We start from the raw sequence: 14,894 nt of genomic DNA, 5'->3' as shown, positions 1-14,894 counted from the left end.
CCTCCGTCACAGCTGTGCCGATCTTGTTCTGATGGACTCCTGCGATGGTCTTGCGCAAGCTCGCCGGCGCGGCGGGCCTGGCCGCGTTCGCCCTGTATCTGTGGGGTCTGCTCTACGTGCTGGGCGCGCTCATCCAGGCGGAGGACGGCGGCGCCAACTCCTCGCCGATACTGCCCTGTCGTACGACCAACGGACAGGAGGACGGGCCGGAGGACCCCAGAGCCGCCCACGTCGTGGACTACTCCGTGGACTTCGTCCCGCTCAGGTTCGTCTGCGAGACGACGGGCGGGGGCAGCTATGTCACCCGCACGGTTCCCGGCTACGTCAACCCGGCCGTGGGCGGCCTCGTGCTCGCCGCTCTCGGCTGCTGGGTCGCGGGGCTCGTCGTCGCGGAACCGCCCGGCCCCCGTGGTGTGCGGGGACCGGGCGGCTGAGCGTGCCCGGGTGGGTCAACTGCTGGTGACGCTCTCGCTGTTGGTGGTGAAGGCGAGGCCGCCGGACGAGGACGTGATCTCGAAGCCGAACTGCAGGTCCCCGATGGTCACATTGCCGAACCAGCCCTTGGTGTCCTTGATCCACTTGAGGATCGGCAGGATGTCGATCGTGCCGGACGAGGAGTTGGAGCTGCGCACGAACGAGAACACGTCGTTGCTGCCGTTGTTGCCCTTGTAGACGGTCCAGGTGGAACCGCCCAGCGTCAGGCTGCCCTGCGAGGTGCCGAGCGGGCCGACCGCGCCGGTCTTGTTGACCCAGAGCATGATCTCGTAGGCGTAGTTGGTGTCCCAGATGTCGTACGACGTGTTGTACGCGCCGGACGACGGCACCGTGACGTTGTAGCTGCTCTTGAGCGAACCGAGCGAGGTGATCGACTTGCCGATCACCTTCTTGGCGTTGGGGTAGGCCTTGATACCGCCGGTGTTGGGGTGGTTGGCGGTGACTCCCCAGTTGGTACCGGAGTTGGCCCAGATGCACTGGGTGCCGGCGCCGGAGCCCCAGATGTCGTTGTAGAGCGTGTAGCCGTTGAGGGTCGTGCTGCCCCACTGGTCGCAGGAGCTCCAGACGGCGGCGGAGGCGGGGGCCGAGGCGAGGCCGACGGTGGCGCCGAGCGCGAGGGCGGGGGCCAGCAGGGCCATGACGAGCCTGCTGCGGGTGCGTGTTGCCATGGTGTCCCTTCCATGGGTGGGGGGAGTTGGGTGTGGCTACCGCGCCCCCAGGGTGAGGACGCGGTCTTCTCCGGCGACGAGTTCGAGCGGCTGGGTGCCGGAGGAAGTCCGCAGTTCGACGCGGTGGGTGCGGGAGGGGCGCAGGACCGCGACGGCCGAGTCCGGTGTCCAGGTCAGATCCAGCTCCGCCCCGAACCTCGTGCGTACGCCGGTGAGTTGGCCCTGCGGGTACGCCGCGGGCAGCGCGGGCAGCAGGACCAGCCGGTCCGGGGTCGACTGCACCAGCGTCTCGATCAGTACACCGGGCAGCGTGTGGGCGGCGTCCGCGTTGTAGACATCGCGGTTGGGGTAGTGCGCGCTCATCAGCGAGGCGTGGAAGAAGTCGCCGTCGAGGACCTGGCCGAGGGCGTGCGCGACCCGTTCGCCGTCGCGGAGGCGGGCGGCGACGAGCGCGTGGTGGAGGTGGCCGTGCGCCGAATCGTTCTCGGTGCCCCGGAGTTGGAGCGCGCGATGAGCGGCTCTCCCGAGCTCCGGGGTGTCGTAGGGGTTGATCTCGTCCAGGGGCCAGACGCCGTAGAGGTGGCTGAGGTGGCGGTGGTCGTAGGCGTCCTCCAGGCCGGGCCACGCCCATTCGGCCAGGGCTCCGTCCGTGTTAACCCGGTGTGGCGGGAGCCGGTCGGCGAGGGCGCGCCAGCGGTCGGCCTCCGGGGTGCCCGGGTGGTAGTCGGCGGCCGTGTGCAGCGCGTGCCGGGCGGCGGAGAGGTCCATCGCCGCGTTGATCGCGCCCCAACTGCCGTTCGCGGGACGGTTCTCGGGCGAGTAGGAGGGGACTAGGACCAGTCGACCGTCGGGGTCGGTGCGTCCGGTGCGATCGCTCGACGAGAGGAAGTCGTCGTGGAACAGGGCGACTTCGGCGAGTGCGGCGGCGGTGCGCGGGTCGCGTTCACCACGGGTCTCGTCGTGGTCGACGAGCGGCTTGAGCAGCCAGTCGGCGCCGGCGGTCCACAGGTGCAGCGGGTACTCGCGACTGAAGTGGTACGACAGCCCGGACTCGCCGTCGGTGTGCGCGGGCGCGACGACGCCCCGGGCACCGAAGACGGCGCGCGCGTTCTCCCGCCAGTCGCCGAGCTGACGGTGAATCAGGGAGGCGAGAGCGTCCGTGACTTCGGGGAGTGCGGCGCTCGCGGCGGAGGCGGTCTGGAGGTTGAGGTTCGCGTCGTTGGTGAAAGCGCCGGACCAGGCCGTGTCCCAGTCGCCGGTCCACAGTCCGGTGAGGCGGGGCGGGAGCAGGCCGCTGGCGGAGAGGAGATGGTAGCGGCCCGCGGCGAAGAGGCGTTCCAGGAGCGCGGGGCTGCCGGGCCGCTTGAGCAACTCGGAGCCGGGAAGGGCGCGTTCGGTGGCGTCGGCACTGAGATCGAGGGTGACGCGGTCGTAGGCCGTGCGGTGGAGGGCGAGGTGGCGGTCGAGGAGGGTGTCGTAGGGGTGCCGGTGCCCGCGCCCCTGCCGCTCGTGGGGCACCAGGGCACGTAGGGCGCGGGTCTCCGCCGCGACGTCCAGTTCGCCGGTGTGGCGCCGTACGCGGGTGAGGAGCAGGACCTCGGTGGCGCCGGTGACGCGAACTCCGCTCGGGGCGAGTCGAGTTGTTCCACCGGTGACCACGGCCAGGGTCACCCCGGTGTAGGCGCGGTCGCTGTCGGGGTAGCGGACCCGAAGGTTGAGCAGGGCGCCGCCGGAGGTGAGGAACGTGCCGTGGCCGACCGCCAACCCTGCTGGTGCGCCGGGGAGTTGGTGCTCCTGGGTGAGATCGAGGGTGAGGTCCGGGGCCGTGACGTGCTGGACGATCACGTCGTCGGCGCGGGAGACGAAGACTCGGCTGCGCCGCTCGCCGCGGTGGGCGGTGGTCTCGCCGGTGGTGAAGTCGACGGAGCGGTGGTAGTCGCGTTGCGCGCCGGTGCTGACGTCCGCGGAGCGGCGGTGGTCACGTTTCGCGGCGGTGGTGAAGTCCACTGAGCGGCAGTGGTCACGTTCCGCGCCGGCGCCGACGTCGACGGACCGACTGGAGTCGCCTCCCTCGCCGGCGGTCGACCGGTCGCGCAGTCGTGTCTGGAAGGCGGGGTGGAAGGGCTGGACCCACTGGAGCGGGCGGCCGTCCGTGAAGTCCTCGGCGGCCGTGAGCTCACCGGCGAGCAACCGGTCCTGGAGCGCGGGAAGTTCGGCGGCGAGGCGCGGGGGCCGGGCGTGCTCGGCACCGTTCGGGCGGACCAGGGTGTGATGGGTGACGATGACACGGTCGTCGTCCAGATCGCCGAACACGAGGGCGCCGTGATGCCCGTTGCCACTGAGGTAGGCATCCTCCCAGCGGGCGGCGGGGGCGGGCTCCCAGGTGCTGTGGTGGGGGGTCGTGGTCGCAGGCGTGATGTCGGCGGACCCACGCGCCTCGGGCGGGGCGTCGCCGGATGCGCGCGCCTCGGGCACGGCTCCACCAGACCCACGCACCTCCGGCACGACTCCACCGGACCCACGCACCTCCGACACAGCCCCCACGGGCTCGGCTCCTCCCGTCATGGCCGTAGCACCGCGACGCCGTAGCGGCCGAGGGTGAGCTCGTTCTCGGCGAGTGTGTCGGTGAGCAAGTCGGCGTAGGCGCCCGGGACTTGGATGGTCACCGGTTCGCGTCCGTGGTTGAGGAGGAACAGCAGCTCGCCGCGGCGTACGGCCTCGACGCCCGCCGGAAGGCCTTCGAGTACCGGGCGAACGCCCGCCTCCGCGGCGACCCGGGCGAGCAGCGCGCGGAACGCGTACGGCTCGGGGAGTGTGGAGACGTACCAGGCCCGGCCCTTGCGCAGCACGGCCGGCAGGCCGTCCAACTCCCCGCCCTTGTAAGGGATCGCCTCGTCGGCGGCGCCGTCCTCGGGCTCGATCTCCTCCGACCAGAGCGTCCCGCGGAAGCCCTCGCACTCGACGGTCTCCCCGGGGTCCAGCGGCCACCACTCGTGCAGGGTGCGGATGCCGAACAGCTCGCGGAGGCGGCCGTCCATGCCGCCGGGGCGGACGCGGTCGTCCTCGTCGGCGATCCCCGTGAGGAAGCCGCAGACCAGGGTGCCGCCGCCGCGGACGTACGCGAGGAGGTTGTCGATCGCGGTGTCGGTGAGGAGGTAGAGCTGCGGTACGACCACCAACTCGTAGGCGGACAGGTCGTGTTCAGGATGGGCGAAGTCGGTGGTGAGGTGAGACTCCCACAGGGCCCGGTGCCAGGCGCGGACGACCTCGGCGTGGTCGACCTCGGTGGAAAGGCGGCCGTCCTGGGCACCGGCCCACCAGGCGTGCCAGTCGTGCAGGATCGCGACGTCGGCCCGGATGTGAGTACCCGTCACCTCGCCGCCGATGCTCGCGAGTTCGGCGCCGAGCTGCTTGACCTCCTGGAAGGTGCGGCCCCGCTCTCCCGCGTGGCTGAGCATCCCGGAGTGGAACTTCTCGGCGCCCTGCCGGGATTGGCGCCACTGGAAGTAGCAGACGGCGTCGGCGCCCCGGGCCACGGCCTGGAGGGACCAGAGGCGGTTGAGGCCGCGCGGCTTCGGGTGGTTCACACCGCGCCAGTTGACCGGCCCGGCCGCCTGCTCCATGAGCATCCACGGGCCGCGCGCCTGCGAGCGGGTCAGGTCCTGGACGAGAGCGGCGCTTTGGGCGCCGAGCGGGTCGCGCGGATCGGGATAGAGGTCGACCGAGACGACGTCCTCCTCCTCGGACCACCGCCAGCCGTCCTGACCGACCCACAGCGGCATGAAGTTGGTGGTGACCGGGAGGTGCGGGGTGTACCGGCGGACGATGTCGCGCTCGGCGGTGTAGCACTCCAGGAGCATGTCGGAGGTGAAGCGCCGGAAGTCGAGCACGTGGGTGGGGTTGTTGAGGTAGTGGGCGTGGCGCGGGGGCAGGACGCCGTCCCAGGTGTCGTACCCCTGGCTCCAGAACGCCGTGCCCCAGGCGGAGTTGAGGGCGTCGAGCGTGCCGTACTTCGCGCGCAGCCAGCGGCGGAAGGCGACGGCGGCCTCGTCGCCGTAGTCGAAGGTGCAGTACTCGTTGTTGATGTGCCACATCGTGAGGGCGGGGTGACCGGCGTAACGGGCGGCCAGGGCCTCGGTGATGGCGGCGGCGTGGTGGCGGTAGACGGCGCTGGAGTGCGAGAAGTGCTGGCGTCCGCCCCACCACTCGATGCGGCCGTCGGCGTCGCGGGGCAGGGTCTCCGGGTGGAGGCGGCCGAGCCACGGCGGCGGGGAGGAGGTGGGTGTGCCGAGGACGACCCCGATCCCGTTGTCGTGCATCAGGTCCATGAGCCGGTCGAGCCAGCCGAACTCCCTTGCTCCCGGCTCGGGTTCGAGCTTCGCCCAGGAGAAGACGCCGAGGGTGACGGAGTTGACGCCGGCGTCCTTCATCAGCCGGACGTCCTCGGGCCAGGTCTCCTCGGGCCACTGTTCGGGGTTGTAGTCGCCGCCGAAGAGGACGCGGCCACGGGTGGCGTCACCGAGCTGAGGCATCAGATCCGCTCCCCGTACTGGATGCCGCGCCCGTTGGTGGCGAGGTAGACACGGCCGTACACGCGCGGGTCGCCGGTGATGCACTGCCCGGTCCAGCCCCACTGGTGCCGGTCGTCGTTGATCCGCACCCAGGTCTTCGCCTCGTCGTCGGAGCGGTAGACGGCGGTGATGGTCTCGGTGGAGCCGACCTGGTAGATCGCCGGGTAGTCGGCGCCGGGGGCGGGTCTGCCGAAGCCGAGGGTGTAGGAGGCCCAGCAGCTGGCGACCTTGCTGAAGCTCGCGCCGCCGTCGACGGACCGGTAGAGACCGTTCCACTTCACGCTCAGCCACAGGTCACCGGACCTGCCGGGGGCCGCGACCAACTGGAACTGGCTGTCCCCGGCGGGCAGTCCGCCCGCACGCGCAGTGAACGAGAGGCCACTGTCAGTGCTGACGTATAGCGTTCCTGTGTCGGTGTCGTATGCGTAGAAGAGCGTCGGGTCGGCCGGGTCGGCGACCGGCGTGGCGCCCTTCGGGAAGGAGGAGATCTCGGTCCAGGTCGCGCCGTTGTCCGCCGAGCGGTGAGCCGCGTACTTCGTGCCGTCCCAGTGCACGAAGGACCACAGCAGCGTACCGCCGTCGGCGCTGGTGGCGATGGGCCCCGGTGCGTCGTGGGCGATGGAGGGCTGGGCAGCGAAGGGCGCCCAGGTCCGGCCGCCGTCGTCCGAGTGTGCGCCGTTGCCGTTGTCGCCCCAGCCCGTGCGGACGACATACGCCGGCCTGCCCGCGGCCTGCGCGATTCCCGTCGCCGACCCGAACACGGGGTTCGTCGCCATGCCCCGCGACGGGGACGCCGTGAGCCGCTCGTGGTACATCACGCCGATGTCCCGCGAGGCGCTGATCAGGTGCGCCTCCCCGACCGGGGGCGAGATCAGCTGGATCACGGACGTCTCCTCCAGGCCACGGATCCGCGGTGCCCAGTGCGTGAGGTCGCGGGTGCCGTAGAGGGTGGCGCCTGTGCCGTAGACGACGTTCTCGGAGTCGTACGGGTCGACGGCGACGGCCTGGATCCACCAGCCGAACTTCGGCTGGTCCGCACCCCACTTGAGGAAAGGAGTCTCGGACACGTCGAAGACCGCGGAGTCCTTGAGGGACGTCCAGGTACGGCCGCCGTCGGTGGTCCGGTACAGGGTGTCCACGGCCGCCCAGCGGTTGTTGGTGGAGACGACGACGGTCCCCGCGCGACGGGCGTCGACGGCGACCCCGCCATAACCGAAGGTGTCGCTGCCGCCGGGCTGGACTGGGGTGACGTCCGTCCAGCGGCCAGTGGCGACGGCGAGCTTGTACACACTGCCGGCGGACTGGCCGTTGGGCCCGGTTGCGTCCGCGTACGTCACATACAGCTCGCGCGCGTGGCGGTCGTAGGCGGCGCGGATCGGGACCTTGGCGGAGGTGCCGGTGGGCTGCCCCGAGACGGCCTCCCAGGTGGTGCCGTCGGTGGTGCGGTAGAGGTTGACGGCGGTGGTGGTCCCGTCGCCGTCACCCCACCCGGCGTAGACGGCACGGCCGACGGCGACGAGGAAGGTCACGCCCTGTCCGCTCGCGCTCGGTGCGGCCGGGAAGTCGCTGACGGCCGCCCAAGTAGCTCCCCGGTCGGCCGACTTCAGCAGCCCGTCGTGCCGCGTGCCGAGCCACAGGGTGTCGCTGTCACGCGGGTCGACGAGCAGCCGTTCCCCGGCGCCACGTCCGTCCTCGTTGCCGCCGAGCTTCACGGTGAGGTCGGTGCGGAGCCAGGTCGTGCCCCGGTCCTCGGAGCGGAGTACGGCTCCGTTGCCGGCCCAGGACTGGGCGTAGGTGCCGACGGCGAGATACAGCCGGTCCGGATGCGCCGGGTCGACGGCGAGGGCCTCCACGCCGAGGAGGTTCCAGTCGTCCCAGCCGAGTTGATCGGTGAGGGGGGTCCAGCGGGCGGCCCGGTCGTCCCAGCGGTAGGCACCACCGATGTCGGTACGGGCGTAGGCGAGGCCACGGACGGAGGGGTGGAAGAGGACACCGGTGACGAATCCGGTGCCGCCGATGGTGGCGTTGCGCCATCGGTAGGAAGGGGCTTCGGCTGCCTGTGCCTTGGCGGCAACGCCCGGCACGGTGGTAAGCGCGGCGGCGGCCGCAGTCCCGGCAAGAACGGCCCGACGGCTCAAACGGGACGCGCGCATGACACATACCTCGCTCTTTGAGATGGGGTGAGAATTCCTACCTGAGGGGCACGGGGAACTGCGCGACCAGCCCCCACTCACCCGCAGACAACGAACAACCGATTCAGCCTTTGACGGCTCCCGTCAGCATCCCCTTCTTGAAATGCCGCTGCACAAACGGCGAAAGCACAGCCACCGGCAACAGAGCCATCACCATGACCGCCATCTGCACAGCCAGCCCCGACAGCTCTCCCGTCTTGATCGCCTGCCCGAGCCCCACCGGCGCCTCCTGCTTCTGCACCAGCTGGATCATGACGTTCTGCAGCGGCATCATGTCCTGGTCGTTGAGATACAGGGACGCGTTGAACCAGGCGCTCCAATATCCCACGGCGTAGAACAGCGTGATGACGGCGAGCACCGCACGGGACAGCGGCATCACGATCTGCCAGAGAATCCGGAAATCACCGGCACCGTCAATCCGCGCACTGTCGACGAGTTCCTGCGAGATCCCCATGAAGAACCCGCGCAGAACGAGGATGTTGAAGACACTCAACGCACTCGGCAGGATCAGCGCGAGATAGCTGTCGGTGAGACCGAGCGACTGGACGAGCAGGTACGTCGGGATGAGCCCGGCGCTGAAGAACATCGTGGCCAGCATCATCATCAGGATCCACCGGTGCCCGAGCGAGCCGATCCGCGAGAGGCCGTAGGCGCACAGGACGGACACGGTCATGGAGAACGCCGTGCCGACGACGGTGATGAGGACGCTGATGACTGCCGCCCGGGTGACCTGGCCGCCGCTGAGGAGTTCCTTGTAGGCGACGAAGGTGATGCCCTTGGGCACCATGACGAGGCCGCCGGCCCGGTCGATGGTCTTGCGTGAGGAGAGGCTGGTGACGAGGACGATCCAGAGCGGGAAGAGGATGCCGAGGCAGGCGAGGGTGAGGACGAGCCCCTTGCCGGCGAGGCCGGCCCTGCTGGGTTCCTCCTCCCAGGTCGGCCGGGGCGGAGCGGCCCAACGACCGGGCTGTCGTACGGACTTGGCGGGGTTGACGGGATTGTCGATGACGGCGGTCATTTCTTGTACACCCCCTGCTCGCCCATGAGGTGGGCCACTTTGTTCGCGGCGAGGACCAGGCCGAGGCTGATCACGCCCTTGACGAGTCCGGCGGCGGCCGCGTAGCCGAAGTCCTGGTTGCGGACACCGTTCCACCAGACGAAGGTGTCGAGGACCTCCGCCGCTCCCGGTCCCACGGCGTCGCGTTGGAGCAGGATCTGCTCGAAGCCGACGGTCAGCGCGTCACCGACGCGGAGCACGAGCAGCAGTGCGATCACCGGTCGTAGCGCGGGCAGCGTGACGTGCCACATGCGGCGCCAGCGACCGGCGCCGTCCATCGCTGCGGCCTCGTAGAGGTCGGGGCTGACGGAGGACAGCGCGGCGAGGAAGACGATGATCCCCCAGCCCGCGTCCTTCCACACGCTCTGCGCGGTGATCAGGAACTTGAACGTGTTGGGGTCGGTCATCACGTCGAGGCCGTCGAAGCCGTGCTGCCGCAGGAGTTGCGAGAACAGCCCGGCCCCGCCCAGGAGTTGCTGGAAGACGGCGATGACCAGCACCCAGGAGAAGAAGTGCGGGAGGTAGAGGATCGCCTGGGAGAGCGCCCGGACCCGGGGCCTGACCACGCTGTTGATGAGCAGCGCGAGCAGGATCGGGATCGGGAAGAACAGGACCAGCTGGAGGGAGAACAGGACGAGTGTGTTCTGTACGGCGTTCCAGAAGGACGAGTCCGCGAAGATCTGCTGGAAGTTCTCCAGGCCGACCCAGGGGCTGTGCAGCATCGAGACGATGCCGTTGTCGCTGACGTAGGGGTCGTAGTCCTCGAAGGCGACGATGTTGCCCAGGATCGGCAGGTAGTTGAAGACCAGGATGAGCAGGACCGCCGGCAGGGTCATCAGGAGCAGGACGCGGTCGCGTCTGAACCTGAGCCGCAGGCTCACCTTCGCCTTCAGGTCCTTGTGCCGGGTGCCGGTGGCGCCGCCGGACGCCACCGGGGTCTTGCCCGTCGTGTCGGCCTCGGTCCTGCTCCGAGGCACCGTGCTGTGGGACACGGCCGTTCTCCTTGCCTCGGTACCGGGTCAGCTCGTCGCGGTGCCGTTGTCGTCGAGCAACTTCTGGTACCAGGCGCGGAGTTGGTCGCCACCCTTGCTCTTCCAGTCCGACACGGCCTGCTGCATGTCGCTGATCTTCTTGCGGCCGCGGGTGATGTCGTCCTCCAACTGCTCGAAGTCGTTGGAGAGGTTGGTGTAGCGGCTCGGCTCGGTGATCTGCTGACCGTAGAAGGTCGACTTCTTTGTGAAGGCACCCATCCGCTGCTGCCACTCGACCTGCGCCTTGGCGACGTCGGGGAAGTCGGGGTGGGCGATGGTGGCGGCGGGGCTGGCCACCATGACGTAGGCGTTGATGACCTCGTTGTTGCCCTGGTCGGTCTTGGTGGGCACACCGTTCTTGACGGTGTAATGGGTGCCCTCCACGCCGTAGTTGGTGAGCATGTACTCCTTGGTGCCGTACGGCGCGGCGGTGACGTTGGCGACGGCCAGCGCGTCACGGATCACCGACTCGGAGGCCTTCTTGCTGATGAAGGCGAAGATGCCCGCCGGTTCGCCGGCCCACAGGGTCGGGGCGCCGCCGTCGTGGCCGAAGATGTCCATGCCCCAGATCTTGTAGTCCGGGTTCTGGGTGGCCTGTTCGGCGGTGCGGCTCCACCACTGCGAGATGTCCTGGGCGTAGATGAGGAACTCGCCGGCCGCGAACTTGGGGCCCGGGTCGGTGGCCGCGCTCTTGCCCAACTTGGCGTCGGGGTGCACGTATCCGGCGGCGAACAGCTTGCGGGTCCACTCCAGTGCTTCGAGGTACTCCTGCGTCTCGATGCGGTTGATCAGCTTGCCGTCGACGAGGTTCCAGCCGAGCGACTTCTCGCTGCCGGAGAGCACGCCCCAGGCGTTGAAGGCGGTCCACTTCATGTCCAGGCAGGCCCAGCGCTTGGCCTTGGCGTTGGTGATCTCCTTGGCCAGAGCCATGAACTCGTCGGCGGAGGTGGGGACTTGGTACCCCTCCTTGTCGAAGATGTCCTTGCGGTAGAGCGGCACGATGTTGGGCACGTACGAGGACGGCATCGGCAGTCCGCGCAGCTTGCCGCCGAAGATGCAGCGCTGCCAGGCGTCGGACGGGATCGCCGCGAGGTTCGGGTAGTCCTTGACCTTGTCGCCGGCGAGGTAGGGGCCGAGGTCGGCGAACTTGCCGATGATGGCGCTGGGTATCTTGCCGCCCATGTTCCAGCCGGGGACGACCACGACGTCCGGGATGTCGCTGGAGGCGAGGACCGCGCCGAGCTTCTGGTCGTAGGTGTTGCCGTCCTGGTTCTGCCAGGTCACGTCGACGCCGATGAGGCTGTTCATCGCCTTGTAGTAGGCGTTGTCGCTCTTCGGCGGGGAGCCCCAGAACGGCGACATGATGGAGACCTTGCCGCCCTTGCCGAGCTTCTTCGGCACCGAGGTCTTCAGGGTGGCAAGGTCGAGCTTGCTGGTGAAGCCGATCGCGGAGCCGTTCTTGGAGGGGAGGTCCGGGGTCACCACGTTGCCGGCCACGAACGCCGGCAGCAGCTTCTTGACTCCCTTGCCCTGCGAGGTGCCGCCGCCGGAGCCGCTGTCCGAGGCTCCACAGGCGGAGAGCAGCGGTACCCCTCCCGCCACCGCTGCGGCGGCGACCGCCGTGGAGGCGAGGAAACTTCTCCGGCTGGGAGCGGAGGCGGCGGAGGCGTTCGGCGTCATTGCGTCAACCCTTCATGGCGCACCAGGACACCCGGCGGTGGAGCCGTCGGCTGCGGTGTCTTGAGTGGAACAGAGCACTTAGTCGAAGCGCTTCGATGTTGCTGCGAGGTTAAGTGAACGCCCGAGGGTGCACAAGGGTCGCTCCCAAGATTCCTCCGAGGTGTGGGAGGTGACCTGTCCGTATGTGCTGCTTGAAATAACGGTGAAGGTCTCTTGACACCCGCTCCGCATCGAATCAGCATCGAAGCGCTTCGAAAGAGCCGCGCCGCTCCATCGCAAGGGGAACCCCACGTGACCGCACAAACGCCGCCTACGCCGCCTTTCCGCGACCCGCAGCTGCCGTTCGCGAAGCGCATCGACGATCTGCTGGCACGGCTCACCCTCGACGAGAAGATCGGATTTCTGCACCAGTACGCGCCCGCCGTCGAGCGCCTGGGCGTCGCCGCGTTCCGCACCGGCCAGGAGGCCCTGCACGGGGTGGCCTGGATGGGCCCGGCGACGGTCTTCCCGCAGGCGGTGGGCCTGGGCGCGACCTGGAACGAGGAACTCGTACGACGGGTCGGCGACGCGGTGTCCAAGGAGGTCCGCGCGATGCGCGCCCGCGACGACCGCGTGGGCCTCAACGTGTGGGCGCCGACGGTGAACCTGCTGCGCCACCCGCTGTGGGGCCGCAACGAGGAGGGCTACTCGGAGGACCCGAGGCTGACCTCGGCCATCGCCACCGCGTACACGCGCGGCCTGCGCGGCGACCACCCGACGTACTGGCGCACGGCCCCCGTCCTCAAGCACTGGCTGGCGCACAACAACGAGACGGGCCGCGACGTCACCTCGTCCTCCGTCCGCCCGCGCGTGCTGCACGAGTACGACCTGCGCGCCTTCCGCGAGACGGTCGAGGCGGGCGCGGTGGCCGGGGTGATGCCCGCGTACAACCTGGTCAACGGCCGCCCCAACCACGTCTCGCCGTATCTGCGCGAGCAGTTGCGCACCTGGACCGACGAGGACCTGCTGGTCTGCTCGGACGCGGGCGCACCCTCCAACCTGGTCGACTCCGAGCACTACTTCGACACCCACGAGGAGGCGACGGCGGCCTCGCTGCTCGCCGGCGTGGACAGCTTCACCGACCACGGCACGGACGGCTCGACGATCGTGGCGCGGGTCCGAGGCGCCCTGGAACAGGGCCTGTTGACCGAGGCCGACCTCGACGCGGCGGTGCGCCGGCAGCTCTCGGTCCGGTTCCGGCTCGGCGAGTTCGACCCGGCGCACGACCCGCACGCGGGCATCGAGGACTTCGACACCCCGGCGCACCGGGCGCTCGCCCAGGAGGCCGCCGAACAAGCGGTGGTCCTGCTCAAGAACTCCGGCGATCTGCTGCCCCTCGCCCACGACACCCGTCTCGCCGTGGTCGGTCTCCTCGCCGACGAGTGCAAACTCGACTGGTACAGCGGCACGTTGATCCACCGCTCCACCCCGCTGGAGGGCCTGTACGAGCGATTCGGCGCCGAGCGCGTCGAGTTCGCGGAGGGCGTGGACCGGGTTCGGCTGAAGACCTCCCGAGGCGACTGCCTGCACGTCCCGTTGGCGGACGTGCCCGACGAAGTGCGCGGCGCCGAGGGCGCGTTGGACCCCGCCCTCCTCGCGGGCCGCACCGACCTGCCGCCACTCACCACCGACCCCACGGGCTCGGAACTCGCGCTCGTCGACTGGGGCGAGGGCGTCCTCACCCTCCGCGCCCCCGACGGCCGCTACCTCTCGGTCGCCGAGGACGGCTATGTGCGCGCCTCCGCCGACCAGCCCGGCGGCTGGGTCGTCCAGGAGACATTCCGCCTGGAACCCCACGAGAACGGTCACCTCCTGCTGCACATCGGTACGGGTCGCCACGTCTCTGTCGCCGCCGACGGCGTGAAGGTTGCCGAAGAGGGCGGAGAAATCTTCGAGCTGGTGATCGCCGAGCGCGGCGAGGACGCGGTGGCCCGGGTCGCAGAGGCGGCCGACGTGGTGCTCGTCGTCGCGGGCAACGACCCGCACATCAACGGCCGCGAGACCGAGGACCGTACGACGCTCCGACTCCCGGCCCAGCAGCAGCGCCTGCTGCGCGCGGCCCGCGCCGCCAACCCGAACACGGTCCTGGCGCTGGTCTCCGCGTACCCCTACACGGTCGCCCCCTCCGACCTCCCCGCGCTCCTGTGGACCGCCCACGGCGGCCAGGCGGCCGGCACGGCCCTGGCCCGGATCCTCGCCGGTGACGTCTCCCCCGCCGGCCGCCTCCCCCAGACCTGGTACGCGGCCGACACCGACCTGCCCGACCTCCTCGACTACGACGTGATCGGCGGCGGTCAGACGTACCTCTACTTCGAGGGCACGCCCCTGTTCCCGTTCGGCCACGGCCTGTCGTACGCGTCCTTCTCCTACGGCGACCTGCGCGCCCGGGTCGAACCCGGCGCGGTGCGCGTCGAGTTCACGGTCACCAACACGGGGGACGTGACGGCCGACGAGGTCGCGCAGCTGTACACCAGCGCGGTGAACCCGTCGGTCCGCCGCCCGCTCAGCGAACTGGCCGCGCACCGCCGCGTGACCCTCGCGCCGGGCGGGACGGTGGAGCTCTCCTTCGAAGTCCCGTTGTCCGCCTTCGAGTTCTGGGATGTGAAGCGAGGCGGCCGACGTCTCGAACCCGGCCCGTACGACCTGTTCGTCGGTGCCTCCAGCGAGGACATCCGCCTGCGGACGACGGTGACGCTCACCGGTGAGCCCGCCGCACCCCGCGATCTTCTCCAACGGGGCCTGCCCGCGGCCGACTTCGACGAGCAGTCGGGCGGCGAGATCGTCGACCGGACGAAGGCGGCGGGCGACGCGGTGACACCGGCGGCCGGTGGCACGGCGGAGCTGACCTACCGGCACTGCGACTTCGGCGCCGGGGTCACGGAGGTGACCGTGGAGGTGGCGGGCGAGGGGGCCGTGGAACTGTCCCTCGACGGCGGTCCGACACTCGCCCGACTCGCCCTGTCCGCGCCGACGTCGGGCCCGTACGACTACACCACCGTCGGCGCCGGGATCGTCGCCGAGGGCGTGCACGACGTGCACATAAGACTGCGCGGCCCGTTGCGGCTCGCGCACGTCGGCTTCTCCGGCTGAGGGTCCGGAGGGGTCGACGGGGAGAAGGGGCCCGGCACCGGAAGGCATCGGTGCCGGGCCCCTTCAGGGGG

The 14,894-nt window shown here is 70.0% G+C and carries 9 protein-coding genes; 2 read left to right on the top strand and 7 right to left on the bottom strand.

Annotation, left to right across the window (positions count from 1 at the left end):
* Positions 1 to 44: 44 nt before the first annotated feature.
* Entirely contained in the window at positions 45 to 434 is a 390-nt protein-coding gene (locus ACWDEW_RS07930; RefSeq protein ID WP_450510634.1) for a hypothetical protein, read from the top strand.
* Positions 435 to 449: 15 nt separating this feature from the next.
* Here the strand turns inward: ACWDEW_RS07930 and ACWDEW_RS07925 are convergent, their stop codons facing one another.
* The 7 genes from ACWDEW_RS07925 to ACWDEW_RS07895 all read right to left on the bottom strand — a co-directional run bounded on the left by ACWDEW_RS07925 (position 450) and on the right by ACWDEW_RS07895 (position 11,694).
* Positions 450 to 1,163, bottom strand: coding sequence for a glycoside hydrolase family 12 protein (locus ACWDEW_RS07925; protein WP_019074788.1), 714 nt, complete (start codon positions 1,161 to 1,163; stop codon positions 450 to 452).
* Positions 1,164 to 1,199: 36 nt separating this feature from the next.
* Positions 1,200 to 3,581, bottom strand: a complete 2,382-nt coding sequence (locus tag ACWDEW_RS07920; protein WP_450510755.1) for a glycosyl hydrolase family 95 catalytic domain-containing protein — start codon at positions 3,579 to 3,581, stop codon at positions 1,200 to 1,202.
* Between the two features lie 143 nt (positions 3,582 to 3,724).
* Entirely contained in the window at positions 3,725 to 5,695 is a 1,971-nt protein-coding gene (locus ACWDEW_RS07915) for a beta-galactosidase (protein ID WP_450510631.1), read from the bottom strand.
* On the bottom strand, positions 5,695 to 7,887 hold the full coding sequence (locus ACWDEW_RS07910) for a 1,4-beta-glucanase (protein ID WP_450510629.1): 2,193 nt from the start codon (positions 7,885 to 7,887) through the stop codon (positions 5,695 to 5,697). The genes ACWDEW_RS07915 and ACWDEW_RS07910 overlap by 1 nt, the downstream gene beginning before the upstream one ends.
* Positions 7,888 to 7,990: 103 nt before the next feature.
* Positions 7,991 to 8,944: a carbohydrate ABC transporter permease gene (locus ACWDEW_RS07905; RefSeq protein ID WP_450510627.1), complete on the bottom strand. Its 954-nt coding sequence runs from the start codon at positions 8,942 to 8,944 to the stop codon at positions 7,991 to 7,993.
* A complete protein-coding gene (locus ACWDEW_RS07900) occupies positions 8,941 to 9,975 on the bottom strand; it encodes an ABC transporter permease (RefSeq protein ID WP_450510625.1) in 1,035 nt (344 codons plus the stop codon). Before ACWDEW_RS07900 ends, ACWDEW_RS07905 begins: the two co-directional genes overlap by 4 nt.
* A 27-nt stretch (positions 9,976 to 10,002) precedes the next feature.
* Entirely contained in the window at positions 10,003 to 11,694 is a 1,692-nt protein-coding gene (locus ACWDEW_RS07895) for an extracellular solute-binding protein (protein WP_450510623.1), read from the bottom strand.
* Positions 11,695 to 11,985: 291 nt separating this feature from the next.
* Here ACWDEW_RS07895 and ACWDEW_RS07890 point away from each other — a divergent pair, with 291 nt between their 5' ends.
* The gene (locus ACWDEW_RS07890; RefSeq protein WP_450510621.1) at positions 11,986 to 14,823 is read left to right on the top strand and encodes a glycoside hydrolase family 3 C-terminal domain-containing protein; all 2,838 of its coding nucleotides are present in this window, start codon (positions 11,986 to 11,988) and stop codon (positions 14,821 to 14,823) included.
* Positions 14,824 to 14,894 lie beyond the last annotated feature (71 nt).

This window comes from Streptomyces sp. NPDC001100 (genome assembly GCF_053598575.1).
Note: the sequence above shows the minus strand (reverse complement) of the source record. Positions and strands in the feature narration are given on the sequence as shown.

Bases quoted from the DNA above. Each gene is read 5' to 3' on its own strand.
- ACWDEW_RS07930 (WP_450510634.1), top strand. From the start codon at position 45: ATGGTCTTGCGCAAGCTCGCCGGCGCGGCGGGCCTGGCCGCGTTCGCC.
- ACWDEW_RS07925 (WP_019074788.1), bottom strand. From the start codon at position 1,163: ATGGCAACACGCACCCGCAGCAGGCTCGTCATGGCCCTGCTGGCCCCC.
- ACWDEW_RS07915 (WP_450510631.1), bottom strand. From the start codon at position 5,695: ATGCCTCAGCTCGGTGACGCCACCCGTGGCCGCGTCCTCTTCGGCGGC.
- ACWDEW_RS07910 (WP_450510629.1), bottom strand. From the start codon at position 7,887: ATGCGCGCGTCCCGTTTGAGCCGTCGGGCCGTTCTTGCCGGGACTGCG.
- ACWDEW_RS07905 (WP_450510627.1), bottom strand. From the start codon at position 8,944: ATGACCGCCGTCATCGACAATCCCGTCAACCCCGCCAAGTCCGTACGA.
- ACWDEW_RS07895 (WP_450510623.1), bottom strand. From the start codon at position 11,694: ATGACGCCGAACGCCTCCGCCGCCTCCGCTCCCAGCCGGAGAAGTTTC.